At 73.4% G+C, this 25,119-nt stretch carries 22 protein-coding genes and 1 tRNA gene; 5 read left to right on the top strand and 18 right to left on the bottom strand.

Going from position 1 to position 25,119, the window contains the following annotated elements:
• Position 1: 1 nt before the first annotated feature.
• The 3 genes from I598_RS16080 to I598_RS16070 form a co-directional block, all read right to left on the bottom strand.
• The gene (locus I598_RS16080) at positions 2–1,252 is read right to left on the bottom strand and encodes an RNA polymerase sigma factor (protein ID WP_068205369.1); all 1,251 of its coding nucleotides are present in this window, start codon (positions 1,250–1,252) and stop codon (positions 2–4) included.
• A gap of 77 nt (positions 1,253–1,329) precedes the next feature.
• A complete protein-coding gene (locus tag I598_RS16075; RefSeq protein ID WP_068204139.1) occupies positions 1,330–1,752 on the bottom strand; it encodes a YciI family protein in 423 nt (140 codons plus the stop codon).
• Between the two features lie 45 nt (positions 1,753–1,797).
• Positions 1,798–2,226, bottom strand: a complete 429-nt coding sequence (locus I598_RS16070) for a YciI family protein (RefSeq protein WP_232314198.1) — start codon at positions 2,224–2,226, stop codon at positions 1,798–1,800.
• 232 nt (positions 2,227–2,458) lie between these two features.
• On the opposite strand from I598_RS16070, the gene I598_RS16065 reads away from it, so the two are divergent.
• Complete coding sequence (locus I598_RS16065; RefSeq protein WP_068204138.1) at positions 2,459–4,375, top strand: glycoside hydrolase family 15 protein; 1,917 nt, start codon at positions 2,459–2,461, stop codon at positions 4,373–4,375.
• 410 nt (positions 4,376–4,785) lie between these two features.
• Here I598_RS16065 and I598_RS16060 read toward each other — a convergent pair whose 3' ends face one another.
• Positions 4,786–5,625, bottom strand: coding sequence for a Bax inhibitor-1/YccA family protein (locus I598_RS16060; protein ID WP_068204135.1), 840 nt, complete (start codon positions 5,623–5,625; stop codon positions 4,786–4,788).
• A 207-nt stretch (positions 5,626–5,832) separates the two neighbouring features.
• Complete coding sequence (locus tag I598_RS16055) at positions 5,833–9,189, bottom strand: efflux RND transporter permease subunit (RefSeq protein WP_068205367.1); 3,357 nt, start codon at positions 9,187–9,189, stop codon at positions 5,833–5,835.
• 223 nt (positions 9,190–9,412) lie between these two features.
• Here I598_RS16055 and I598_RS17760 point away from each other — a divergent pair, with 223 nt between their 5' ends.
• Both I598_RS17760 and I598_RS17755 read left to right on the top strand, forming a co-directional pair.
• The gene (locus I598_RS17760) at positions 9,413–9,661 is read left to right on the top strand and encodes a hypothetical protein (RefSeq protein ID WP_068204133.1); all 249 of its coding nucleotides are present in this window, start codon (positions 9,413–9,415) and stop codon (positions 9,659–9,661) included.
• Between the two features lie 26 nt (positions 9,662–9,687).
• Complete coding sequence (locus I598_RS17755) at positions 9,688–10,317, top strand: winged helix-turn-helix domain-containing protein (protein ID WP_068204131.1); 630 nt, start codon at positions 9,688–9,690, stop codon at positions 10,315–10,317.
• 42 nt (positions 10,318–10,359) lie between these two features.
• Here I598_RS17755 and I598_RS16040 read toward each other — a convergent pair whose 3' ends face one another.
• On the bottom strand, positions 10,360–11,331 hold the full coding sequence (locus I598_RS16040) for an EamA family transporter (RefSeq protein ID WP_083973424.1): 972 nt from the start codon (positions 11,329–11,331) through the stop codon (positions 10,360–10,362).
• 71 nt (positions 11,332–11,402) lie between these two features.
• On the opposite strand from I598_RS16040, the gene I598_RS16035 reads away from it, so the two are divergent.
• Positions 11,403–12,314 (top strand): LysR family transcriptional regulator, encoded by a 912-nt coding sequence (locus tag I598_RS16035; protein WP_068204129.1) that lies wholly within the window; start codon positions 11,403–11,405, stop codon positions 12,312–12,314.
• Between the two features lie 2 nt (positions 12,315–12,316).
• Here I598_RS16035 and I598_RS16030 read toward each other — a convergent pair whose 3' ends face one another.
• From I598_RS16030 to I598_RS15995, 8 genes are all read right to left on the bottom strand, one after another.
• Positions 12,317–13,549, bottom strand: a complete 1,233-nt coding sequence (locus I598_RS16030) for an MFS transporter (RefSeq protein ID WP_068204126.1) — start codon at positions 13,547–13,549, stop codon at positions 12,317–12,319.
• A gap of 93 nt (positions 13,550–13,642) precedes the next feature.
• Positions 13,643–13,716: transfer RNA gene (locus I598_RS16025), tRNA-Leu, on the bottom strand.
• 123 nt (positions 13,717–13,839) lie between these two features.
• Entirely contained in the window at positions 13,840–15,291 is a 1,452-nt protein-coding gene (locus I598_RS16020; RefSeq protein WP_068204124.1) for an NAD(P)/FAD-dependent oxidoreductase, read from the bottom strand.
• Positions 15,292–15,409: 118 nt separating this feature from the next.
• Positions 15,410–16,363 (bottom strand): Ppx/GppA phosphatase family protein, encoded by a 954-nt coding sequence (locus I598_RS16015; RefSeq protein ID WP_068204122.1) that lies wholly within the window; start codon positions 16,361–16,363, stop codon positions 15,410–15,412.
• Between the two features lie 79 nt (positions 16,364–16,442).
• Positions 16,443–16,958: a DUF501 domain-containing protein gene (locus tag I598_RS16010; RefSeq protein ID WP_068204120.1), complete on the bottom strand. Its 516-nt coding sequence runs from the start codon at positions 16,956–16,958 to the stop codon at positions 16,443–16,445.
• Positions 16,959–16,962: 4 nt separating this feature from the next.
• Positions 16,963–17,706 carry an FtsB family cell division protein gene (locus I598_RS16005; protein WP_232314196.1) on the bottom strand — a complete coding sequence of 248 codons (744 nt, stop codon included), beginning with the start codon at positions 17,704–17,706 and terminating at the stop codon, positions 16,963–16,965.
• A 241-nt stretch (positions 17,707–17,947) separates the two neighbouring features.
• Complete coding sequence (gene eno / locus I598_RS16000) at positions 17,948–19,231, bottom strand: phosphopyruvate hydratase (RefSeq protein ID WP_068204118.1); 1,284 nt, start codon at positions 19,229–19,231, stop codon at positions 17,948–17,950.
• A gap of 164 nt (positions 19,232–19,395) precedes the next feature.
• Positions 19,396–20,067, bottom strand: coding sequence for a DNA alkylation repair protein (locus I598_RS15995; RefSeq protein ID WP_068204116.1), 672 nt, complete (start codon positions 20,065–20,067; stop codon positions 19,396–19,398).
• 90 nt (positions 20,068–20,157) lie between these two features.
• Between I598_RS15995 and I598_RS15990 the strand changes: the two genes are divergently transcribed.
• Positions 20,158–20,868: a hypothetical protein gene (locus tag I598_RS15990; RefSeq protein ID WP_068204113.1), complete on the top strand. Its 711-nt coding sequence runs from the start codon at positions 20,158–20,160 to the stop codon at positions 20,866–20,868.
• 9 nt (positions 20,869–20,877) lie between these two features.
• On the opposite strand, the gene I598_RS15985 is transcribed toward I598_RS15990, so the two are convergent.
• The 4 genes from I598_RS15985 to I598_RS18305 all read right to left on the bottom strand — a co-directional run bounded on the left by I598_RS15985 (position 20,878) and on the right by I598_RS18305 (position 24,965).
• A complete protein-coding gene (locus I598_RS15985; protein WP_068204108.1) occupies positions 20,878–21,660 on the bottom strand; it encodes a protein kinase domain-containing protein in 783 nt (260 codons plus the stop codon).
• Positions 21,657–23,471 (bottom strand): ABC transporter ATP-binding protein, encoded by a 1,815-nt coding sequence (locus I598_RS15980; RefSeq protein ID WP_068204106.1) that lies wholly within the window; start codon positions 23,469–23,471, stop codon positions 21,657–21,659. Before I598_RS15980 ends, I598_RS15985 begins: the two co-directional genes overlap by 4 nt.
• 14 nt (positions 23,472–23,485) lie before the next feature.
• On the bottom strand, positions 23,486–23,641 hold the full coding sequence (locus I598_RS17750) for a hypothetical protein (RefSeq protein WP_157557272.1): 156 nt from the start codon (positions 23,639–23,641) through the stop codon (positions 23,486–23,488).
• A 187-nt stretch (positions 23,642–23,828) separates the two neighbouring features.
• Entirely contained in the window at positions 23,829–24,965 is a 1,137-nt protein-coding gene (locus I598_RS18305) for a DUF4190 domain-containing protein (RefSeq protein WP_157557271.1), read from the bottom strand.
• Positions 24,966–25,119: the final 154 nt, after the last annotated feature.

Raw genomic sequence — 25,119 nt, 5'->3', positions numbered from 1 at the left:
CCTACAGGGCCGCCGCCTTGCGCTCCAGCACCCCGCGCTCGCGGGCGTTCCCGCACAGCCGGGCCGCGAGCTCCAGCTCGCCCCGGGCCTCGTCGGCGCGGCCGAGCTGGACCAGCAGCTCGCCCCGAACGCTCGGCAGCAGGTAGGAGCCGGACAGCACCTCCCGGGCCACGAGGTCGTCCACCAGTGCCAGCGCCGCCGCCGGACCGGACGCCATCGACACCGCGACCGCCCGGTTCAGCTCCACCACCGGCGACGGGGCGACCTGCCCCAGCGCCTCGTAGAGCAGCACGATCCGGTCCCAGTCGGTCTCCGCGACCGACCGGGCGACGTCGTGCTGCTCCGCGATGGCCGCCTGCAGCCCGTACGGGCCGAGGCCGCGCCCCGCTCCCACGGCACGGCGCAGGGCCGCCCGACCGCGCCGGATCGCCCCCGCGTCCCAGCGGCGGCGGTCCTGGTCGGCGAGCAGCACCGGCTCGCCGTCCGGCCCGGTGCGCGCCGGGAACCGCGCCGCCGTCAGCTCCAGCAGGGCCAGCAGCCCCGCCGCCTCCGGCTCGTGCGGCACCAGGCGGGACAGCACACGCGCCAGCCGCACCGCCTCACGCGCCAGGTCCGCGCGCATCCAGTCGTCCCCGCTGGTCGCCGACGACCCCTCGGTGAAGACCAGGTACACCACCTGCAGCACCGACCCGAGACGCTCGGACCGGTCCGCCTCCGGCGGCACCTCGAACGGCACCCGCGCCGCCGCCAGCGTCTTCTTCGCGCGCGTGATGCGCGCCTGCACCGTCGCCGTCGGCACGAGGAACGCGCGGGCGATCTCGTCGCTCGACAGACCGCCCACCACGCGCAGCGTGAGGGCCACCCGCGCCTCCCGGGACAGCACCGGGTGGCAGGCCGTGAAGATCAGCGCGAGCCGGTCGTCGTCGATGACGTCCGGGTCCCACAGCAGGTCCGGGTCGTCGTCCGCGACCGGCGTCCCCCCGGCGTGCGCGCCACCCTCGGCCAGGTCCCGGCCGAGGGCCGCGTACCGCTCGTCACGCCCCGACCGGCGCCGGAACGCGTCGATCGCCCGTCGTCGGCCCGTCGTGAGGAGCCACGCCGTCGGGTCCCGCGGCACGCCGTCGCGCGGCCACGCGACCAGCGCCTCCGCGAGCGCCTCCGACGCGACGTCCTCCGCGAGCGCGAAGTCGCCCGTGTACCGGGCGAGCGCCGCCACGATGCGCGCCGAGTCGAGACGCCAGGTGGCCTCCACGACCCGGCGTCCGGCGTCGTGCCCCGCGGTGGGGACGACGTCGGACGCCGGTCCGTCCGTCGGGTCGGCGGGCCCGCTCACTCGGTGCCCAGCTCCGCCCGCCACTGCTTCTCCTTGACGATCCACTCGTCGTCGGCCGGGAAGTCCTCCGGCCCGTGGACGCGCCGCACCTCGAGCTTGGTGCCCGGCCCGGACAGCGGGGCGCGCTTGGCCCACTCGAGCGCCTCGTCCTGCGACGCGACGTCGAGGATCCAGAAGCCGTTGAACAGCTCCTTCGTCTCCCCGTACGGGCCGTCGCTGACGACCGGCGTCTCGCCGGAGAAGTCCACGACGGCGCCCTCGGCGGCGTCCGCCAGGCCCTCGCCGGCGGACAGCACCCCCGCGTCCATCATCTGCTCGTTGTAACGGCCCATCGCGGCGATGACCTCGGAGAAGTCCATCTCCTCGTAGTCGGCCCTGCCCTCGTCGGTGCCACGCATGATCAGCATGTACTTCGCCATGATCGTCTCCTCGTCGTCCGTGCGTCGGTGGTGGGTGGGGTGTGCTCAGAGCTGGCCGGTGCGCTCGCGCCAGGCCCGCTCGCGGCGCACGTACTCGTTGTCGGCCGGGAACTCGTCGATCGACGGGATGCGGCGGATCTCCGCCTTGATGCCCGGGCCCGACATCGGGGCCTTCTTCGCCCAGGCCACGGCCTCGTCGATCGACGCGACGTCGAGGATCCAGTAGCCGTTGAACAGCTCCTTCGTCTCCCCGTACGGGCCGTCCGTGACGGTCGGCTCCTCGGTCGAGTAGTCGACGACGACGCCCTGGGACGCGTCGTCGAGGCCCTCCGCCGCGACCAGCACCCCGGCCTGGATGAGCTCCTCGTTGTAGCGGCCCATCATCGTGAGCAGGTCGTCGAAGCTGAGGCCCGAGCTCTCGAACGCCTCCTGACCCTCGTCGGTGGCGCGCATGATCAGCATGTACTTCGTCACGATCGTCTCCCTCGTCGGTGAAGGTCCCTGATCGGACCCTCTCACCCCCAGGTCGAACGGGAAACCGCCGGATCGACACGTGCCGAGAACTTCTTCCGACGGCGGCGTCCGGGGGCCGCGGGGACCGGCCGGCGGGCGCGCACCGGCACGCCACGTCACCAGCGTGTGAAACTTCGCCGAAGCCGCCGTCAGCGGCTGGCGCCCAGGGGCCCGGACGACGCAGGCTGTTCCCATGACGCTCGACTTCCAGGCACCGCCCCGCCCCGACGGACGCAGCACCTTCCCGTCGATCGCGGACTACGCCTTCCTGTCCGACTGCGAGACGAACGCCCTGGTCGCCCCGAGCGGCGCGATCGAGTGGATGTGCGTGCCGCGGCCCGACTCCGCCAGCATCTTCTCCGCGATCCTCGACCGCGGCGCGGGCCACTTCCGCGTCGGACCGCACGGCGTGCGCGTCCCCGTCGCCCGCCGCTACCTGCCCGGCACCCTCATCCTCGAGACCACCTGGCAGACGTCCACCGGCTGGCTCGTCGTCCGGGACGCCATGGTCATGGGGCCGTGGCACGACGTCCACGAACGCTCCGGCACCCACAAGCGCACCCCCACCGACCACGACGCCGAGCACGTGCTGCTCCGCACCGTGAAGTGCGTGTCCGGCACCGTCGACCTCGAGGTCGCCTGCTCCCCCATGCCCGACTACGCGCGCGGCGAGGCGGACTGGGAGTACGTCGGAGACGGCTACTCGACGATGGTCGCCCGCACCGGACCGGCGAACCCGGACCTGCGGCTCGACTCGTCGCTGCGGTTCGGCCTCGAAGGGCGGCGCGTCCAGGCCCGCACCCGGCTCGAGGAGGGCGACACCCACTTCGTCGCGCTGTCCTGGTCGAGCCTGCCCGCGCCGTCGTCGTGGGCGGAGGCCGTCGAGAAGATGTGGCGCACCGAGCAGTACTGGCGCGACTGGATCACGCAGGGCACGTTCCCCGACCACCCGTGGCGCATCTACCTGCAGCGGTCCGCGCTCACCCTCAAGGGCCTGACCTACGCCCCCACCGGCGCCCTGCTCGCCGCCGCCACGACCTCGCTGCCCGAGACCCCCGGCGGCGAACGCAACTGGGACTACCGGTACGCCTGGATCCGCGACTCCACCTTCGCGCTCTGGGGCCTGTACACCCTCGGGCTGGACCGCGAGGCGAACGACTTCTTCGCCTTCATCCTCGACGCCTGCCGGGACAACAAGCGGCTCCAGATCATGTACGGCGTCGGCGGCGAGGAAGACCTCACCGAGTCCGAGCTCGATCACCTCACCGGCTACGAGGGCGCCCGACCCGTCCGCGTCGGCAACGGCGCCTACGACCAGCGCCAGCACGACGTCTGGGGCGCCGTCCTCGACTCCGTCTACCTGCACACCCGCAACCGCGAACAGCTCCCCGAGGCGCTCTGGCCCGTGCTCAAGCGGCAGGTCGAGGAGGCCGCCAAGCACTGGCACCTGCCCGACCGCGGCATCTGGGAGGTGCGGGGCGAGCCGCAGCACTTCACGTCGTCGAAGCTCATGTGCTGGGTGGCGCTCGACCGCGGCGCCCGGCTCGCCCGCCTCTACGACGAGCCCGACTTCGCCGAGCAGTGGCAGAAGCTCGCCGACGAGATCCACGCCGACATCTGCGCCAAGGGTGTCGACGAGCGCGGCGTGTTCACGCAGCGCTACGGCGACGACGCCCTCGACGCGTCGCTGCTGCTCGTGCCGCTCCTGCGGTTCCTCCCGCCCGACGACGAACGCGTGCGCGCCACGGTGCTCGCCGTCGCCGACGAGCTCACCGAGGAAGGCCTCGTGCTGCGCTACCGCGTCGAGGAGACCGACGACGGGCTGTCCGGCGAGGAGGGCACCTTCACCATCTGCTCCTTCTGGCTCGTGTCCGCGCTGTGCGAGATCGGCGAGATCGACCGCGCCCGGTCGCTGTGCGAGCGGCTGCTGTCCTTCGCGTCCACGCTCAACCTGTACGCCGAGGAGATCGACCCGCACACCGGCCGCCACCTCGGCAACTTCCCGCAGGCGTTCACGCACCTGGCCCTCATCAACGCCGTCATGCACGTCATCCGCGCCGAGTCCGAGCCCACCGACCACCGGTCGTTCCGCGTCCCGCACCGCTCGTAGCCGAGTCAGCAGTGTCCGGCGCGAGTCAGCACTGTCCGGCGCGAGTCAGCGCATGCCGTCGCGAGTCAGCACTGTCCGGCGCCAGTCAGCGCGCGCAGGGAGTCCGGACGTCGGGGGGTGCCGCGCGTCGTCGCGTTCACGCGCCCCAGGGGGCGCTCCACTTCGGGTTTGACGACGGCGCGCGGCACCCCCCGACGTCCTTCATCGTCACGTCCGGTGTCTTGACGTCGTCCTGCGCTGACTCGCGACCACCCGCGCTGACTCGGCAGCTTCCGCGCTGACTCGCGGCCGCCCGCGCTGACTCGGCACGGTCTGCGCTGACTCGCGGGACGACGACGACGGCCGGGCACCTTCGCGGGAAGGTGCCCGGCCGTCGTCGTGGACCGGGTGGCGCGCTCAGGCGCCGTGGGTCACTCGCTGCCGCGCAGGATCGCGATGAGGCGCAGAAGCTCGAGGTACAGCCAGATGAGCGTGACCATGAGACCGAACGCCGCGGACCAGGCGTACTTGGCCGGGGCACCGCCCTCGACGCCGCGCTGGATGGAGTCGAAGTCCATGATGAGCGACATCGACGCGAGGACGACCGCGACGATGCCGATGACGATGCCCAGCGTGCCGCCGCGCATGCCCCAGCCCTCGAGGACGCCGGTCCACACGAGGATCATGTTGAGCAGCGAGAAGACGAGGTAGCCGAGCATGCCGATGAGCAGGAAGCGTGTGAACTTCGGGGTGACGCGCACCTTGCCGGAGCTGAACAGCGCCAGCGCGACACCGAACACGGAGAACGTCGCCAGGACGGCCTGGAGCACGATGCCGTCGAACTGCGCCTCGTAGAAGGCGGAGATGCCGCCGAGGAACGCGCCCTGTGCAATCGAGTACAGGGAGATGAGCAGCGGGCTCGGGTTCTTCTTGAACGCGTTGACCAGGCCCAGCACGAGGCCCACGATCATGCCGCCGACCCACAGCATCGGGACGGTGTCCACGAGCGTCCAGCTGACCGCCGCCATGACGACGAGCAGCGCGAACTGCCCGGCCGTCTTCATGATGACGTCCGTGTAGGTCATGCGGCGGGTGTCGACGGGGGTGGCCGCCGGTGCCTCGTACATGTTCTGCAGCGTCGCGGCGTCCGCGGCCTGCGCACCCTGCTGGCCGTACTGCCCGTACTGCGGCGGCGCCGTGGTGGTACCGCCGGGCGCGTTGCGGCGGGGCTCGCCGAACACGTTGCTGTTCGAGAACACGGGGTTGCTCATGAGCTCCTCCTGGTCGCGGCGTCCGGATGCCCGACGACGGGTCGTCGTGGGGACAGGGCCGGGTCGCTGGCCGTGAATCCATCCTAGGCAACGCAGGACGCCCCCGTCAGGTTCCCGACGTCACGCGCCCCCGCCCGTTCGGCAGGACGTACCCGGTTCGGCAGCTGCGACTGCCGAACCGGGTACGTCCTGCCGATCCGGTCGTGATCAGCCCTGCGCGCGGCTGGCCTCGCGGGCGGCCTCGCGGTCGCGCTGCTCGACGGCGCGCGCCTCCCGCTTCGCCGCACGCTTCTCGCGCCGCGCGGCCTTGCGGTCCTTGCGGCCCTCGACCAGCACGTACAGCGCGGGCACGACGAGCAGCGTGAGCAGGGTGGACGACACCAGGCCGCCGATGACGACCAGCGCCAGCGGCTGGGAAATGAACGCCCCGCCGCCGGTGAGGCCGAGCGCCATCGGCGTGAGCGCGCCGATGGTGGCGAGCGCCGTCATCACGATGGGGCGCAGACGCTTGCGGGCGCCCTCGCGCACGGCCTCGTCGAGCCCGCGCCCCTGGTGGCGGTACTGGTTGATGAGGTCGATGAGCACGATGGCGTTGGACACCACGATGCCGACGAGCATCAGCGCCCCGATGAGGGCGGCGACGCCGAGCGGGGTGTTCGTGACGAGCAGCGCCACCAGCGCGCCGGTGACCGACAGCGGCACCGAGACGAGCAGGAGCAGCGGCTGCACGAGCGACTTGAACGTCGCGACCATGATCAGGTAGACGATCGCGATCGCGGCGAGCAGGGCCAGCCCGAGGTCGGCGAACGCCTCCTCCTGGTCGGCGGCGACACCGCCCACCTCGACGGACGCGCCGGCGGGCAGCTCGACCCCGTCGACGGCGGTGGTCACCTGGGTGCTCAGGGTGCCGATGTCCTGCGCGTCCGGGGTGATGGACACGGTCGCGGACCGCTCCCCGTCGACGCGGCTGATCGAGGCCGGGGTGTCGACCTCCTCCACGGCGGCGACGTCCGTCAGCGGGACGAGACCCGTGGCGGTGGGGATCTCGATGTCCTCGATCTCCGCGACGGTGGCGGGGGCCCCGCCGGACACGACGACCACCTCGAGGGGGCCCTCGCCGAGGTCGACCTCGCCGATGGTCTGCTCGGGGTTCATGGTGCCGGACACGATGCCGGCGACTTGCGTCTCGGTGAGCCCGGCCTCGGCCGCGGCCTCCCGGTCGACCTGCACCTGGAGGATGGTCCGCGAGGTCGCGAGGTCGTTGGCGACCTCCGCGACGCCGTCGAGGTCGGCCACGGCGGCCTGCACGGCGGCGGCCGCCGCGGTGAGGTCCTCCGTGTCGTGGGCGCGGACGACGAGGTCGATGGTGCTGGACCCGAACCCGGAGTCCCCGCCCGCGACGGACACGTCCGTCGTCGGGCCCTCGTCGGCGAGCCCCTCGGCGGCGGCACGGACGTCGTCCTGCACGGCGACACCGTCGGCGTCCTCGTCGAGGGTGACCGAGAACGTCGCGGACGCCCCGCCCCCGCCGAAGAACGCGGCCTGGGCGGCGTCGGCGGTGCCGACGGTGGTCTGGACGGTCCGGACGCCGTCGACGGCGGCGATCGTCTCCTCCATCTCGCGGGCGGCGTCGTCCTGCGCGGCGAGCGAGGTCTCGTCACCGAAGGTCTGGGTGACGGTCACGGTGTCCTGGCCGGAGTCCCCGATGAAGTTCGTCTCGAGGCGCGGCACCAGGGCGAGGGTGCCCGCGAGGATACCGACGGCCAGCAGGACGGCGATCCACGGGTGCCGCAGCGCGGCGCCGAGGCTCGGCACGTACGCGCGCTGCCAGAGACCGCGGCGCTCCTTGGCCTCGGCGGCCTCACGGATGGACGCCCCGCCGTCGGTCGCCTCGGCGGCGCCCTTCGGCGGCTTGACGAACCAGTACGCGAGCACCGGGACGATGGTCAGCGCGACGAGCAGCGACGCGAGCATCGCGATGGCGACGGTGAAGGCGAACGGGCGGAACAGCTCGCCCGTCATGCCGGACACGAGACCGAGCGGCAGGAACACCGCGACGGTGCAGATGGTGGACGCGGCGATGGCGCCACCGACCTCGCGCACGGCCGTGAGGATGGCCTGCGACTTGTCCTCGCCGTACGACAGGTGCCGCTTGATGTTCTCGATGACGACGATCGCGTCGTCGACCACGCGACCGATGGAGATCGTCAGCGCGGCGAGCGTGAGGATGTTCAGCGTGTAGCCGGTCGTCTGCATGACGAGGAAGGCCGTCGCGAGCGACAGCGGGATCGACACCGCGGAGACGAGCGTGGCCCGCACGGACAGCAGGAACACCAGGATGATGAGGATCGCGAAGACGAGCCCGAGGCCGCCCTCGGTGGCGAGGCCCTCGATGGACTCCTCGATGAACGGCGCCTGGTCGAACACGACGGCCGTGGTGATGCCGGCCTCGTCGAGCTCGGCGGAGTTGTCGGCGATGACGTCCTGCACGGCGTGCGACACCTCGACGGTGTTGCCCTGCGGGGTCTTGGTGATGGCGATGCCGAGGGACGGCTCGCCGTCCAGGCGGGAGAAGGACGTGGCCTCGGTGGGCTCGACGGTGATCTCGGCGACGTCGCCGAGACGCACGGGCTCCGGCAGGGCGGGGGGCGCGTTGGCGTCGGGCAGGCCGGTCACGTCGGTGCCGGCGCCGCCCTCGGACGGCGTCGCGCCGGTGGTGCCACCGGTCGCGGCCTGGTCCTCGGCACCGTCGGGGGGCGTCGCGCCGGCGTCGGCGCCACCGGTGGCGGTGTCGTCGGACGGCGCGCCGGTGGAGGCGTCGGCGCTCGGGACGAGCGGCACGTCCTCGAGGTCCTCGACGCTCTCGACGCGGGTGCCGGCCTGCAGGGAGTAGGTCGCGCCGTCCTCGGTGACGGTGCCGGCGGGCAGCACGACGCCGTAGTCGGCGAGGACGTCGGTGACCTGCGTGAGCGTGAGGCCCTGCTCGGCGAGCTCGGCCTGGTCGACCTCGACGAGCACCTGGTCGGCGACGCCACCGGTGACGGCGACGCTGCGGACGTCGTCGATCTCCTCGAGCTCGGGGACGAGGACGGTGTCGATCTCGTCGGCGAGGGCCGCGAGGTCGTCGCCGCCGGCCGCGGCGATCTGGATGACGGGCAGGTCGTCGAGGGAGCCGGTGACGACCTGCGGCTCGACGTCCTCCGGGAGCTGCTGCTGCACCCGGGTGACGGCGGTGGTGAGGCGCTGGGTGGCGGCGTCCATGTCGGTGCCGTAGGTGAACTCGACCATGGTGGTCGAGACGCCGGTCGAGGCGGTGGAGCTGATCGACTCGATGCCCTCGACCGTCTGCGCGGCGGCCTCGAGCGGTTCGGTGACGGACTGCTCGACGACCTCGGGCGAGGCGCCGGGGTAGGTCGCCAGCACGATGCCCGCGGGGAGCTCGAGGGACGGGATGAGCTCCTGCTTGAGGGAGGTCAGGCTCAACGCGCCGAAGGCGAAGATCGCGACCGTGACCAGGGCGACCAGGGCACGGTTCGCCAGGGACAGGCGGGCAAGGCGGAACACGCTCACTCCAGGGTGGTGGGGGAGGTGCACGACGGCTCAGTCGTACGGGGTGCACAACGGAGCCTACGTCCCCGCGGTTCCCGGACACCACGACGATCTGCGGAGGGCGGCCCGGGGCTGCCCGCGACGACAGGGGCCGCCATGCAAAGAAACTCTTGCAAAGGGTTCTTTGTAGTTCTACAGTGGTGCTCACCAGCCCACGCCACGCCCCGAGGAGTCCGCCGTGATCGCCCTGACCAGCCCCGCGCTCGCCCGCACCACGCCCGCCCCGCGGCCCGGCGCCGGCGCCCGCACCCTCGACGCGGCAGGCCGCCTGCTCCTCGTCGCCGCGGCACGCCTCACGGCCGCGTCGGCCGCCCGGCACGAGCGGCGCGCACGTCGCACCGCCGCCGCCCGTCTCGCGCGGCACCGCGCCGCCGACGACCACCGCCGCGACAACGCCGCCCAGGTCCACCCGCTCGGCCTGCGGTGAGCCTCGGGACGAGTACGGTCGAGGGCATGACCGACTCCCCCGAGGCCACCGCGGCCCCGGCCACGCAGGGTCCGCCGAAGATCCTCGGCCCCGAGCGGCTCAAGGCGCTCTCCCACCCGCTGCGGCTACGCATCCTCGACCTCCTGCAGACGCACGGATCACTGACGGCGAGCGGGCTGGCCGAGCTCGTCGGGGAGTCGAGCGGGTCGACCAGCTACCACCTGCGCCAGCTCGCCCGGCACGAGTTCGTCCGCGAGGTCGAGGGCAAGGGCACCGCGCGCGAACGCTGGTGGGAGCAGACCCCGGGCGGGTACCGGATCGCCCCGGAGGCCGACGACGACGTCGGCACCCGAACAGCGAAGTCCATGGTCAACGCCCAGCTGGAGAAGACCCGCCAGGCGAAGATCTGGCACCTGCTCGACGTCGTGGACAAGGCTCCCGACGTCGACCCCCGCTACCTCGCCTGGAAGGACTCCATCACCCTCAGCACCACCCTGCTGTGGGCGACGCCCGAGCAGCTGGCCTCGGTCATCGAGGCGTTCCACGAGTTCCTCGACGTGTACACCGCGCCGCTGCGCGGCCAGGAGAACGTCGCGGGCACCGCGCCGGTGCAGATCCACTTCAACGCCTTCCCCGTCCTCGACGACGGGGCCTGAGGGCGACGACGACGGTCACCACCGCGGCGGCGGCCGGCGCCCCTAGACGGCCGCGCTGCGTGGCACGGGCTCGCGTGCCGGACCCTCGGGTCCGGTCGGCGCGCCTCCGTCCGGCCCGGCGTCGCCGACCGTCGCGACCGCCGACGGCCGGCGGGCGGGCCTGCTCCCCCAGAGCACTCCCCCGACGACGAGCAGCGCGCCGACCAGCTCGCCGGGCGTCACCTCCTCGCCGAGCACGAGCCACGCCGACGACATCCCGACCACGGGCACCAGCATGGAGAACGGGGCGACCACGCCTGCGGGGTGGCGGGTCATGAGCCACGTCCACAGCCCCGACCCGACGACGGTGCCGAGCAGCACCGTGTACGCCAGTCCGGCGACGGCCCACCAGGCGGCGGGGTCGTCGTAGGTGGTCAGTGACGTCCGGATGGCGTCGGGCCCCTCGACGAACCAGGAGACCGCCAGCATGGGCAGCGGCGGCACGACGGACATCCACAGCACCAGGTGCAGCGGGTTGCGGGGCTGGGCGAGCCGGTTGCTGACGTTGCCGATCGCCCAGCCGAACGCCCCGGCGAGCGTGAGCAGGAACGGCAGCAGCGCCGCGCTCTCCGCCCGCTGCCAGCCCACCGCCGTCAGCCCGGCGACGGCGACGAGGATCCCGGCGACCTGCCGCCCCGTGACCCGCTCCCGCAGGAACATGGCCCCGAGGACGACGGTGAACGGCCCGGACATCTGCAGGACCAGCGACGCGAGGCCCGCGGGCATCCCCGCCGCCATCCCCCAGTAGAGGAACGCGAACTGGAGCACCCCGAACCCGACGCCGTAGCCGATCAACCACCGCACCGGCACGCCGGGCCACGGGACGAGGAACACCGTCGGGATCGCGAGGACGGCGAACCGCAGCGCCACGAGGAACATCGGCGGATAGTGCGCCAGCGAGGCGTCGATGGCGAGGAAGTTCAGGCCCCACAGCAGGGCGACGACGACGGCGAGAAGGCGATGACGGGTGGGCACGCCCCCATGCTCACCGGCGCACCGGTGAAGGGACAAGCAACTGTTTCTGCACGTCTCGGTAGGATTCCTACATGGACGTCCGTCACCTCGAGCTCCTGCGCGAGCTCGCCGACCGCGGCAGCGTCGCCGCCGTCGCCGCCGCGACCCACCGCACGCCGTCCGCCGTGTCCCAGCAGCTGCGCACCGCGCAGCGCGAGCTCGGCACCGAGCTCGTCCGGCCGCACGGCCGCGGGATCCGTCTCACCGACGCCGGGCGGCTGCTCGCCGCCGAGGGCGTCAAGGTCCAGGTGGCGCTTGCCGACGTCCAGGCCCGCTGGGACGAGTTCCGTGGCGCACCCGCCGGCACCGTCGCGGTCGCGGCGCTGCCGAGCGCGGCCACCTTCCTGGTGCCGGGTGTCGAGGCGGCGCTCGCCGGCACCGGGGTCGACCTGCGCCTGTCCGACGTCGACCGCGCCGAGGCGGAGTTCGGCGCGCTCACCGCCGACCACGACGTCGTCGTCGCGCACAGCCTCACCAGCGTGCGACCCGCGGGGACGGACGGGCTCGCCGTCGTCCACCTGGCCGACGAACCCCTCGACGTGGCGATGTCGCCCGGCCACCCGCTGGCCAAGCACCGGTCGGTGTCCGCAGACCAGGTCGCCGGGTCGCCGTGGATCGGGGTGCCCCGCGGCTACCCGTTCGACACGGTGCTGATCGGGATCGAGCAGGCGACCGGCGCCCAGCTCGACGTGCGCCAGCGCATCGTCGACAACCGGCTCGTCGAGGCGCTCGTCGCGGCGGGCGACCGGCTCGCGATCCTGCCCCGCTTCACCACGCCCGTCGGCGACCGCCTCGTGCTGCGTCCGCTCACCGGCGTCCCCGCCGTCCGCCACGTGTCGGCCGTGCTGCGGCCGGACGTCGCCCGCCGTGCCGCCGTCCGGCTGGTCCTCGACGCGCTGCGCGCCGCGGCGGCCGACGTCGAGGAGCGGCACCGCGCGGGTTGACGTCAGAGGGGGGCGCCGGCCTCGGCGGCAGTGCCCTCGATCTCGGCCGCGGCGGCGTCCCAGCGTCGCCACAGCACCCGCTCCCCGACCGGTTCGGCGATCCGGTGCCCGAGCAGGAGCATCGTCGCCACGCCCACCACGAGCACGGCGGCGCCGACCCAGAACGGTGCGGCGAGCCCGACGTTCTCCGCCAGCAGCCCGGCGACCACCGGCGCAGGCGCGGCGAAGCCCCAGCGGACGAGGTTGAACGCCCCGGTCGTCACGCGCCGGTCCGGGTCGCCGACGCCGAGCGCGAGGTCGGTGACGTTGGCGTTCGTGACGCCCATGGCGAGCCCGGCGACCACCAGCCACACCACGCTGACGACCGTCCCCGGCGAGGTGGCGAGGCCGACGAGCGCGACGAGCAGGACGACGAGCGCCACCCCGACGGTCTGCACGGCGCCGAGGCGGTGCGCGAGTCGGTGCCCGATGACGAGGATGCCGACGGCGAGGCCGACGCCCCAGCCGGTGAACACGAGCCCGAGCGGGACGACGTCGAGACCGAGCGCGATCGGCGTGTAGCCGAGCACGATGAAGAAGACGAAGTTGTACGCGGCCACGACGACCGACAGCACGACGAACGCGGGCCGGCGGAACGGCGCGAACACCTGCCGGTAGCGCAGCGGCGCCGGGCGCTCGTCGGGGTCGCGGAGCTTGACGAGCGACAGCACCATCGCGCCGACCATGAAGACGCCGCAGGCGAGGAACGGGACCCGCCACGAGATCTGCCCGAGGAGCCCGCCGAGCAGCGGGCCGAGCGCGAAGCCGAGGCCGAGGCACGTCTCGTACAGCTCGACGGCCCAGCCGCGGTCGTTCGCCAGGGACACGAGCAGCACCATCGCGGTGACGAAGAACATCGCGTTGCCCAGTCCCCACAGACCGCGCAGCAGCGCCAGGCCGACGAGGCCGCCGGCGAGCGCGGCCCCGACGGCTGCGACGGCGACGACCCCGACGCCCGCCACGAGGATCTTCTTGTACCCGAAGCGGCCTGTGGCCACGGTGGCGGGGACCATGCCGAGCGCCATCACCGCGACGTAGGCGGTGAACAGCAGCTCGATCTGCCACGTGCTCGCGCCGATCTCCTGGCCGATGACAGGCAGGATGGGGTCGACGATCGCGATGCCCGCGATGGCGAAGAACGCGGTCAGGGCGGTGGCGTAGATGGCGGTGCGGTGCGGTTCGTCGTGGTGGGCCACGGGTGCTTCTCTCCTCGGTCGGGACGGACCGAGGCTACGCCTCTTTGATTGCCTGCAGCAACTATATGCGCCGGCAGAGGACCCTTGACGACGTGCCCCCGCCCGGGTTCGAACCGGGACTGGGCCGGGTTTAAGCCGGCTGCCTCTGCCAGTTGGGCTACGGGGGCGAAAGAAGACCGGACGGCGACGGGCGGCCGCCCCCGGCGAGACGTCCGCCACCGGCACCACACGGTACCGGCCAGGACGTCTGCCGGGCACGACCGCCCGTCATGCCTCGAACGCGAAGGGGGTCAGCCCTTCTCGGCGACCGCCGCGGACGCCTGCGCCTTCTGCTCGACCTTCTCGCCCGCCGGCTTCGGCGGCACGGACGCCTTGCGGAACTCGTCGCGCGGGTCGTGCAGCGAACCCAGCGAGACGATCTCGCGGCCCATGAGGAACTGCCCGATCCAGCCCACGAGGATGCGGAGCTTGCGATTGCCCGTCGGCATCGCCATCACGTGGTAGCCGCGGTGCGCCAGCCAGGCCAGCGGGCCCTTCAGCTTGACGAAGCCGAACAGCTCCGCCACGCCCTTGTACAGGCCGAGCGACGCCACGACGCCGACGCTCTTGTGCTTGTACTCCACGGGCTGCTCGCCCTTGAGGGTCGCGACGAGGTTGTCGGCGAGCTGGTTCGCCTCGCGGATCGCGTGCTGGGCGTTCGGCGGGCAGAACGAGCCCGGGTTCAGCAGGTCCGGCACGGCGGCGCAGTCGCCCGCGGCCCACGCGTCGGGGACGATCTCGCCGTCCTCCGTCGCGACCTGGAGCGTCGCCTGCACCGTGACGCGGCCCATGCGGTCCACCGGCAGGTCCGAGGCGTCCTTGATGACCGGGTTCGCCTTCACACCGGCGGTCCACACGATCGTCTCCGTGTCGAACTCCACACCCGTGGACGTGACGACGTGACCGTCGACGCACGACGACAGGAACGTGTTGAGGTGGAACTCGATGCCGCGCTTCTTCATCTCCTCCAGCGCCCAGAGCCCCATCGGCTCCGACACCTCGGGCAGGATCCGCCCGGCACCCTCGATCATGACGAACCGCAGGTCGCTCGGCTCGATCGTCGGGTAGTTCCGCGTCGCGTAGCGCGCCATGTCCTCGATCTCGGCGAGCGCCTCGATCCCGGCGAACCCGCCGCCGACGAACGTGAACGTCAGCATCTTGCGGCGCATGGCCGCGTCCCACGTGGACGAGGCGACGTCGAGACGGTTCAGCACGTGGTTGCGGACCGCGATGGCCTCCTCCACGTTCTTGAAGCCGATCGCGTTCTCCGCCAGGCCCGGGATGGGCAGCGTGCGGGACACCGAACCGAGGCCGACGACGAGGTGGTCGTAGGAGACCTCGTAGTCCGGCCCCTCCTCCGGGGAGATCGTGACCTTCTTGTCACCGTGCGCGATCGCGACGACCTTGCCCTGGAGCACGTCGACGCCCTTGAGGGCCAGACGGTGCGGCGCGACGACGTCACGGGCGTCGATCGACCCGGCACCCGCCTCCGGCAGGAACGGCGCGTACGTCATGTACGGGCGCGGGTCGACGACGACGATCGCCGCCTCGCGCTTGCCGAGCTTCTTGCGCAGGCGGCGCGCCACGTACAGGCCGACGGAACCGCCGCCGAGCACCACGACGCGAGGCACCTTGCGCGGACGCGAGGTCGTCTCCACCACGCCCTGGGCAGAGTTGTCCGAAGACAGATCGTTCTGAGGCATGCTCACAGTCTACGACCGTACGCCGCGAGCCTTTTCCCCGCCCCCGCAGTTCGTCCTCGGCTCGCCGGCGCTCGTCCCCGTCGCCGACCGTGCGACGACCGAGTATCGGTCGGGTCGGTCAGGAACCGAGGGACAGCGCGATGCCGTCGAGGATGTCGCTCTCGGAGGTCACGACGTGCGTCAGCTCACCACCCGCGGCGGCGACCTCGTCGCGCACCCGCTCCACGACGCGCGCCCAGACCAGGGCCCCCGCCCCGATGACATCGGCCCGGCCCGGGTGCATGAACCCGAGCGCGAGCCGCTGCTCGCGGGTGCGGCCGAGCAGGTCGGCGCAGGCGGCGAGCACGTCGTCCACCGGCAGGACCGTGCCGTTGACCCTGTCCCGCTGGTAGCTGGGCAGGCCGAGCGCGTGCGCGGTGACGGACGTCACCGAACCGGCGAGGCCGACCAGCGTGGCCGTGCGCCCCAGCGGCACCACCTGCGCGGCGGCGTCCAGGGCGGCGTCGACGTCGGCGCGGGCGCGCGCCACCTCAGCCTCGGTCGGCGGGTCGGAGTGCAGGTGCCGCTCGGTGAGCCGCACGGAGCCGACGTCCATCGACAGCGCGGCCTCCGGCGTCGTCGTCCCCAGCACGAGCTCGGTCGAGCCGCCGCCGAGGTCCACGACGAGGTACGGGCCCGGGTGCGCGGCCGCAGCCCCGCTCGTGGCGCCGCGGAACGACAGCAGCGCCTCCTCCTGCCCCGAGACGACCTCCGGCTCCACGCCGAGCGCCGCCCGCACGCCCGCGACGAACTCGTCGCGGTTGCGGGCGTCCCGGGTGGCGGAGGTCGCGACGAAGCGGACCGTCGACGCCCCCAGCCGGGACGCGACCTCGGCGTACTCGCGCGTCGCGGCCAGGGTGCGCTCCAAGGCCTCCGCGGCGAGCTCGCCCGTGCGGTCCACGCCCTGGCCGAGGCGGACGATCTCCATGCGCCGGTCGAGCTCGACCAAGGTGCCGTCGGGGGCCACGTCGGCCACGAGAAGTCGGATCGAGTTGGTGCCGCAGTCGACGGCGGCCACGCGGGTGCTGCTCATCACCGGGTCACCCTCTCACCACGTCCCGACAGGCGCGCGCCCTGCGCGCCGTGCGGGGACGGCGCCGGGCGGACGGTGCTCAGCACGAGCAGCGGTCGGGACGCCACTGGTCGCGGACCCGCTCCAGGGCCTCGTCACCCAGCGGGTTGACGCCCGGGCCCGCGGCGAGCGCGTGCCCCATGAGCACGTGCAGGCACTTGACGCGCGTCGGCATCCCGCCCGCGGAGATGCCCTCGATCTCCTCCACGCTTCCCAGCTCGGCACGCCGCGCCAGGTAGTGCTCGTGCGCGCGCCCGTAGGCCGCGGCGAGCTCCTCATCCTGCGTGAGCCGGTCCGACATCTCCTTCATCACACCGTCGGCCTCCAGCCGCGACGCCGCCGCCACCGCGCCCGGGTGGGTCAGGTAGTACGTCGTCGGGAACGGCGTGCCGTCCGGCAGGCGCGGCGCGGTACGCACCACGAGGGGTCGCCCGCACACGCAGCGGGCCGCGATGCCGACGACGCCGCGCGGCTCGCGGCCGAGCTGCTCGGCCAGCACCTCGAGGTCGTGGGCGGTGACGGCGGTCGGGTCGTCCGTGGCAGGCGTGGAGGTCACCGGGTCATTCTCCCCCGTCCGGCGCGGGCGAGGCGTCGTCGGTGGCGTCGCGCTCGTCACCGTCCGACGACGGGGAGGACGACGGCGACGGCGTCGCGCCCGGTGCGGCGGCGTCCGGGTCGACGGTGGCACGGTCGGTGACCTGCACGGACTCCCACAGGCCCTCGTACCAGGGCGCACCGGTCGGGGCCGCGGCGACCGTCGGCCCCGCGTCGGCCTGCGCCTCCGCCGCGGGGTCGCCCTCGATCTCCTGGGCGTCCACCACCCGCCACACCGTGTCCCCCGGCACCACGTAGTTGAGGCGGCTGCGCGCCTGCTGGATGACGTAGGAGCGGTCGTCCCAGCGGTCGAGCTCGTCCTGGAGCTCGGCACGCTCCGACTCGTGCGCGTCGAGCTCGGCCTGGAGCCGGTCGATCTGCGCCTGCTGCTGCACCGCGCCCCGCACCGTCGGCAGCAGCAGGACGAAGGCCAGCAGGACGACGACGCCGAGCACGAGCAGGCGGACCGTGAGGACCTCCGGGAGCACCAGCCCCAGCCGGCTGCGCCGCCGCTCGTCGCGCGCCGGGCCGGACGGGCGGCGCGTGCTGCGCGGGGTCGTCGACCGCGGCGACCCGGCCCCCGCCGTCGACTTCGAGGCTCCCGTGGACCGGGTTCGGCCGCCGCCGCGCGAGCCCGGGCGCCCGGACGTGCGGCTCGCGGGCCGGGACGACGGGCGCGGGTTCGGGGCGGAGGGTCGACGGGACGGCACGCCTCGATTGTGCCGAACCGTCCCCCTGCCGCCCCGCACCCCGCCCGGCGAGTCAGCGCACGACAGCGCGAGTCAGCGCACGACGGCGCGAGTCAGTGCGGGACGACGAGACGGCCGGCCACCCGAAGGTGACCGGCCGTCGTCGTGCACGCTGACACAGCGCGTTCTGCGCTGACTCGGCGGACCGAGCGCTGACTCGCGCCCGATCACGCTGACTCGCGTCCCGGTGTGCTGACTCGCGTCAGCCCTGGAAGCGCGGGAAGGCGGAACGACCGGCGTAACGGCCGGCGTCGTCCAGGGCCTCCTCGATGCGCAGGAGCTGGTTGTACTTGTTGATGCGCTCGCCACGGGCCGGGGCACCGGTCTTGATCTGACCGGCGTTGGTGGCCACCGACAGGTCGGCGATGGTCGTGTCCTCGGTCTCGCCGGAGCGGTGCGACGTCATCGTGGTGAAGCCGTTGCGCTGCGCGAGGGTGACCGCGTCCAGCGTCTCGGTGAGGGTGCCGATCTGGTTGAGCTTGACCAGCAGCGAGTTCGCCGACTTCTCCTGGATGCCGCGGGCGAGGCGCTCCGGGTTGGTGACGAACAGGTCGTCGCCGACGACCTGGACCTTGTCGCCGACCTCGGACACGAACTGCGTCCAGGCGCCCCACTCGTCCTCGGACAGCGGGTCCTCGATGGAGACGATCGGGTAGTTCGTGACCATGCTCTCGTAGAGCTTGATCATGTCCTCGGTCGAGTGCACCTCGCCGTTCTTGAAGTGGTACGCGCCGTCCTTGAAGAACTCGGTGGCGGCGACGTCCATGGCGATGGCGATGTCGGAGCCCGGGGTGAACCCGGCCTTCTCGATGGCCTCGACGATCAGGTCGAGCGCGGCGACGTTCGAGGGCAGGTCGGGGGCGAAGCCGCCCTCGTCACCGAGACCCGTCGAGAAGCCCTTGGCCTTCAGCACGCCCTTGAGGGCGTGGTAGACCTCGGTGCCCGAGCGCAGCGCCTCCTTGAAGGTGGGGGCGCCGATCGGCGCGATCATGAACTCCTGGAAGTCGACGGTGGAGTCCGCGTGGGACCCGCCGTTGAGGATGTTCATCATCGGCACGGGCAGGACGTGCGCGTTCGGGCCGCCCACGTAGCGGAACAGGTCCAGGCCGGACGACTTCGCGGCGGCCTTCGCGACGGCGAGCGAGACGCCGAGGATGGCGTTCGCGCCGAGCTTGGCCTTGTTCGGGGTGCCGTCGAGCTCGATGAGGGCCTGGTCGATGAGGCGCTGCTCCTCGGCGTCGTAGCCGATCAGCTCGGGGGCGATCTCGTCGATGACGGCGTTGACCGCACCCTCGACGCCCTTGCCCAGGTAACGGCCCTTGTCGCCGTCCCGACGCTCGACGGCCTCGAACGCGCCGGTCGAGGCGCCGGACGGGACCGCGGCACGCGCGAACGTGCCGTCGTCGAGGGCGATCTCCACCTCGACGGTGGGGTTGCCGCGAGAGTCCAGGATCTCGCGCGCGCCAACGGCTTCGATGCTTGCCACGGATGCTCCTTCTGACAGGGGGCTCGCGGGCCGTCGGGGCCCCGCTCGAGGCTCTCGCACCCGGGCAGGCCGACGCCCGCGACGATGGAGGTTGACGCCCCCAGGGTAGCCCCGACGCCGCCCGGACGTGTCAGGTCTCGACAGGTGGTCGTCGGGAGCGCACGTCAGGAGGACGGCATCTTGTCGCGCGCCATGCGCCGCACCCGCGCGGGGACCCGCCGGCCGCACCGGTCCAGGAAGTCCGTGACCGCCTCCGGCGCGACCGCGCCCGCGTGCCGCAGCGCGATGCCGACGGGCCGTCGCACCAGGGGGTCGGCGTCGTCCAGGAGGAGCTCGGCGATCCGCAGCAGGTCGGCGATCGCCGCGGGATCGGTCCGGCCCCGGGTGTAGGCGAGCGGCGCCGTCATGGCGGTGCGGCGGCGCAGCGGGTCCGCGGACGCCGCCAGGTCGAGCAGCGGCTCGCGGGACCGGTCGCGCAGGTGCTCGCCCACGACGCGCGGCGCCGCCCGGTCGACCATGTCCCACGCGTCGATCGCGTCGTGGTGGTCCAGGTAGAAGCGGTACCGCTCCGCTCGCTCGTCGGGCGTGACGCCACGGCGTCGGACGGCGAGGTCGAGGACGCAGAACGCCGCCAGACGGGGTTCGTAGGCGGGCTCGGCCAGCAGGCGTCCCACCTCGCCGAGCGGCATCGCCGCATACCCCTTCGCGACGTCGAACAACGTCCCCATCCGCACGCCCAGCACCGGGCCGGAGCCCGTGTAGTGGCGGTTCGGGAACGCAGCCGGATCGGCGACGGCGTGCAGGTCGGCCAGCAGCGACCCCGCGGTGGGCTCCACCCGGTCACCGTAGCCCGGCGCACCCCCGCCCGCGGCGCACCCGGGAGCTCCCTCGACTCGGGAGGCGGTGGCGCCGCTATCGTGAGGCCGGTGGACGGCTTCTGGGACTTCCTCGGCTCCTACTGGTGGCTCGTCTTCCCCCTGAGCGCCGTCGTCGGCGGCTGGGCCAAGGGCGTGCAGCGGTGGGACGAGCGACGCCGCCGCGACAAGATCGAGATGTACCGCATCAAGTACGCCGACCGGGCCGCGACCGCCGAGGCCGAGGAGGCCCTGACGAGCGAGATCGAGCGGACCGTCGCCGTCCACGACGAGACGGTGCGCCGCTGGCTCGACTACGAGCTCGACGCCACGAAGATCCTCGAGCACCCGCTGATGACCGACATGCGCGAGCAGGTCACCGTGGACTTCCACCGGGCCCGCCGGGACGCCGAGGACCTGCGCCCCGACGACCTCGACGAGCTCCGCGACCGCCGTCGCCTCGACCGCTACCGCGACGCCGTCCGCGAGCTGCGGACCCGGTTCGACGTCGCCGAGGCCGAGGCCCGGCGCCGGCGCACGTCGTCGCTGACCGATGACGAGCGCCGGGCCGTCGACCGGGCGAAGAAGCTGCTCGCGATCGCCGACGACCCGGCCGCCTCCACCGCCGAGCGGCAGTCGGCCTACCGTCGGGCGACCAAGGAGCTCGAGGGGATCATCGTGCTGCCCGACGCCACGACCGCCGCGATCGAGCAGCGCATCGCCGGCGCGCTCGGGACGGGCCCGTACCCCGACGACGACCACCGCGACCGCCCCGACGCCTGACGCGACGGGTCAGGCGTCCGCCAGCCGACCCAGCTCCCGGTGCACGTCGACCATCGCCGGACGCCCGGCCGGGTCCATCGACGTCATCGCCGTCACCAGGTCGCCCAGCGCGGCAGGCACCCGGCGCCGACGGCGCAACGGCTCCGGCGCCGCCACTGGGCCCCAGCCCTCCCGGTACCGCTCGTCGTCGACGGGGTACGGGTCGTCGCCTGCGGCGGCCTCCAGCAGGAGCAGCCCCAGCCCCCACACGTCCGTCGCCGACGTGACGACGTCGCGTCGCGCCTGTTCCGGCGACACGTAGCCCGGCGTCCCCCGGCTGGACCGCCACCGGCGGGGCCGACCCGCCAACGACAGGTCGATGAGCCGCGCCATCCCCTGCGAGCCGATCGCGTTCGCCGGCTTGAGGTCTCCGTGCACCACCCCCCGACCGTGCAGGTACACCAGCGCCGACGCGAGCTGACGACCCATCTCCGCCACGTCCCGCACCCCCAGCGGCCCGTGCTCGGCGAACAGGTGGTCCAGCGTCTCGCCGGGCAACGTCTCCAGCACCACCGTCGGCCGCTCCGTGCGCGGCACCTCGTAGGCCCGCACCACGTGCGGGTGCGACATCGACAGCAGCAGCCGCCCCTCGCGCAGCAGCCGCCGGCCCGCCTCCGCCGCCGCGCCCGGACGGGCACGCTTCACCACGACCGGGCACGCCCGCTCGTCGGACCACGCGTCGTACACCTCGAACGAGTGGCCTCGGTGGACGAGCCGGCGCAGCCGGTAGCCGGGGACAGCAGGGCCGCTCATCGGGCCACCTCCAGGGTCGGGTCGGTCACGGTGCCGTCGTGGACGGGCACCACCAGGTCGGCGGCGGCCAGCACCGCCGGGTCGTGCGTCGCGACGACGACGGCGCGGTCCGCCGCCAGTCGCCGCAGGGTCGCCAGGAGCAGGGTCGCGGCGTCGGCGTCGAGGCCGGTCGTCGGCTCGTCGAGCAGCAGCACCCGGGCGTCCACCAGCAGCGCCCGGGCGAGCGCGACCCGCTGCCGCTGCCCGCCGCTCAGCGACCGGCCACGCTGCCCCAGCCGGGAGTCCAGGCCGTCCGGCAGGGCCCGTACCACCGGCTCCAGCCCCGCGTCGCGCAGGGCCGCCCACACCTCGTCGTCGGAGGCGTCGGGCCGCGAGAACCGCACGTTGTCGCGCACGCTCGCGTCCAGCACGGGGGCCTCCTGCAGCAGCACGGTGACGTTCTCCCGCAGCGTCCGCACGGGCAGGTCCCGCACGTCCACCCCGTCGAGCGTCACCCGGCCCGCGTCGACGTCGGACAACCGGCCCAGCAGCCGTACCAGCGTCGACTTCCCGCTGCCGCTCGGTCCCGCCAACGCGAGCAGTCCGCCCGGCTCCACCCGCAGGTCGACGCCCTCCAGCGCCGCCCGCGACGCGCCGTGGTAGGTGAACGACGCCCCCTCGACCGTCATCCGGCCCGTCACCCGGTCCAGGTGCACCGGGTCGGCCGGCTCCGGGATCCCCGCCGGCAGGTCCAGCAGTTCCAGCACCCGCTCGGCCCCCGCGACCGCCGAGGCGACCGACACCATCAGGTCCCCCAGCTCGCGCAGTGGGCGCACCAGCTGCGACAGATAGGTGAGGAACACCAGCAGGCCGCCCAGCGTCAGCCGTTCGTCCGCGAGCGCCCACACGCCCAGGCCGATGACGGACAGCAGTCCCACCAGCTCCAGCAGGTCCACGACCAGCGGGTACGTCGCCCGCAGACGGGCGGCACCCAGCTCCGCGGCGACCACCGCGCGCCCCTCCCGGTCGAACCGTTGCTGCTCCTCGCGCTCCCGCCCGTGCACCTGCACCAGGCTCAGCGCGGCCAGCGACTCCTCCGCCACCGACGTCATCGACCCGTTGCGGCGGCTCTTCTCCTTCGCGACCTTCTTGAACCGGCGGGCGAACCGCTCCGACGCCCACCCGAACAGGGGCGCGACGACGAACGCCACGAGGGCGAGCTGCCAGTCGAGCAGCAGCATCGCTCCGCCGTAGAACAGCACGCGGGCGAGCGCCCCCGCGCCGTCGACGGCGCTGAACAGCAGCGTCTCGATGCTGCGCACGTCCTTCGTCAACCGCGTCAGGACGTCGCCGGCGCGCTGCCGGTCCGCGACGTCGGACGGCACCCGGTGCAGGTGCGCGAGGACCCGGCCCCGCAGGTCCAGGGTGACGTGCTCCCCCAGCCAGGTCGTGGTCACCTCGTCCGCCCAGCTCAGCAGCCCGCTGAGCAGCGCGAGCCCCAGGTACAGGCCCGCCAGGAGCAGCAGCGGGGCGAGGTCGGCGGGGACCAGCACGTCGTCGACGACCCGCTGGAACAGCCAGATCTCGACCGTCCCGATGCCCGCGACCGCCACCGCGAGGAACACCAGCAGGGCCAGGACCCGACGACGGCCCGACAGCTCCGGCCGCAGCCGACGCAGCACCTCACGGAACGCGACCGCGGGTGCCTCGGCGACCAGGCCGTCGTCGTCCGCGCGCGGCGCGACCGCCGCGACCAGACGCTGCCGGAGCGCGCCGAGGCGCCCCGGCCGCGCACGGCGGCCGGGGCGCCCGGGGATGTCCGGTGCAGACATCGCAGGCTGCTCGGTCAGCTCGAGCTGCGACGGGCGCGGCGACGACGGTTGCGACGACGGTTCCGGCGACGGCGGCGACGGCGCTTCACCTTCGACGAGTCGTCGCTGCTGTCGTTCTTCGCCCGACGCTTGGCCGGCGTCACGGCCGTGAACAGTGCGGAGCGTGCCATGGGGATCCCCTCCTGGTTCCGGACCGAACCTGCTGCTCGATCACGTCCCTGACTCTGCCGAGCCGTTCTGAGGTCACCGTGAGATCCCTGTGAGACAACTCTCATCGACGAGTCAGCACACGCCGGCGCGAATCAGCGCACGACGGCGCGAATCAGCACTGACTCGCGCCGTCCGTGCCGCTGCACGTCAGGAGGAGGGCAGGAGGTCCTCGGGGATCTGGCCGACGAGGTCGTCGCACGCCGCGACGTCGCCGGACTGGCACAGTTCGGCGAGGTCACCGAGCTCGCCGACCTGCCCGACGGTGCCGAGGATGTCCGTGACGTCGTCGAGGGACAGCTCGCCGGTGAGGCCGTCGAGCGCCAGGTCGGGCAGGGAGAGCTCGGGCACGGCGACGCCGTCGAGCTGGTCGAGCCCGCGTCGGAGGTCGTCCGCGACCGCGTTCCACAGCAGCAGCCCGCCGAGGACGACGAGGGTGGTCACGACGACCTGGATCGACCCGAGCACCGTGGCCGTGCGCGCCATCCCTCGACCGCCGGTCCCGCGTCGTCGGGCCCGGTCCGCACCGATGCCGCCGAGCACGATCGCGATGATCCCGACCAGCGGCACGACGAACCCGACGACCGCCGCGACCATCGCCGCCACCGCCGTCGGCTCCGTCCCGCGCCGGGCGCCGTCGGACCGCCGCCGCTCGGCGGGGTACGGCTGCTGGACGGCGGGCGCCGGGGCGGCCGGCTGCGGGGCGGCCGGAGCAGGGCGCGCGGGTCTCGGTGCCGGCGGCGGGGACGACGCCGCGGGTGCCGCGGGCGGCGAGGACGATGCGGCCGGGTAGGGCTGTGTGGCGCGTCGCGTCGCGGGATACGGCTGGTGCGCGGGCGGCGTCCGGTACGGGATGGACGACGACGAAGGCGCGGTCCCGGCGGTGCCGGCCGCGTGAGCGGCGGGCCGGTAGGGCCCGCCCGGCGCCGAGGCGGTGGGCAGCACGGGGGTCCGGCGAACCGGGGCCGACGCCGGGGCGTGTGTGTGCGCCGCCATGACCTGGGTGGCCTCGGGCGAGCCCGCGGGGATCACCTGGGTCGAGGCGGGAGGCAGCCACGCGTCCCCCGTGTGCGCCGGGACGACCTGCGTCGGCTCGGGCGCGGCCGCGGGCAGCATCTGCGTCCGGTCGGCCGGCGTCGCGCGAGAGTCCTCGGCGGTCATGGCCGGGGCGAACACCTGCGTCGCCGTCCCGGCATCGGGGGCGAACGCCTCGGTGGGCGCGGGCCCCACCGCCGCGAACACCTGCGTCGAGGGGACGTTCGGGTCGGTCCCGGGTGACTGGCTCATGGTCCTCCTGCTCGACGACACGCAGGGGCGATGCTACCCACCCCACGGGCTGCGCTGACTCACGGCCGACCTGCGCTGACTCGCGGCCACCCACGCTGACTCGGCACGGTCTGCGCTGACTCACGGCCGACAGCGCGGCGGTTCCTCCGCCGTC

This window comes from Isoptericola dokdonensis DS-3 (assembly GCF_001636295.1).
Taxonomy (GTDB): domain Bacteria; phylum Actinomycetota; class Actinomycetes; order Actinomycetales; family Cellulomonadaceae; genus Isoptericola; species Isoptericola dokdonensis.
The sequence above is the reverse complement of the archived record's forward strand: the minus strand, read 5'-3'. Positions and strand labels throughout refer to the sequence as shown.

Excerpts from the sequence above, each read along its gene's own strand:
- I598_RS16020 (WP_068204124.1), bottom strand. The coding sequence starts at position 15,291 with ATGCCTCAGAACGATCTGTCTTCGGACAACTCTGCCCAGGGCGTGGTG.
- I598_RS16075 (WP_068204139.1), bottom strand. The coding sequence starts at position 1,752 with ATGGCGAAGTACATGCTGATCATGCGTGGCACCGACGAGGGCAGGGCC.
- I598_RS16060 (WP_068204135.1), bottom strand. The coding sequence starts at position 5,625 with ATGAGCAACCCCGTGTTCTCGAACAGCAACGTGTTCGGCGAGCCCCGC.
- I598_RS18305 (WP_157557271.1), bottom strand. The coding sequence starts at position 24,965 with ATGAGCCAGTCACCCGGGACCGACCCGAACGTCCCCTCGACGCAGGTG.
- I598_RS15985 (WP_068204108.1), bottom strand. The coding sequence starts at position 21,660 with ATGAGCGGCCCTGCTGTCCCCGGCTACCGGCTGCGCCGGCTCGTCCAC.
- I598_RS17755 (WP_068204131.1), top strand. The coding sequence starts at position 9,688 with ATGACCGACTCCCCCGAGGCCACCGCGGCCCCGGCCACGCAGGGTCCG.
- I598_RS15980 (WP_068204106.1), bottom strand. The coding sequence starts at position 23,471 with ATGTCTGCACCGGACATCCCCGGGCGCCCCGGCCGCCGTGCGCGGCCG.
- I598_RS17750 (WP_157557272.1), bottom strand. The coding sequence starts at position 23,641 with ATGGCACGCTCCGCACTGTTCACGGCCGTGACGCCGGCCAAGCGTCGG.
- I598_RS16065 (WP_068204138.1), top strand. The coding sequence starts at position 2,459 with ATGACGCTCGACTTCCAGGCACCGCCCCGCCCCGACGGACGCAGCACC.
- I598_RS16035 (WP_068204129.1), top strand. The coding sequence starts at position 11,403 with ATGGACGTCCGTCACCTCGAGCTCCTGCGCGAGCTCGCCGACCGCGGC.
- I598_RS16015 (WP_068204122.1), bottom strand. The coding sequence starts at position 16,363 with ATGAGCAGCACCCGCGTGGCCGCCGTCGACTGCGGCACCAACTCGATC.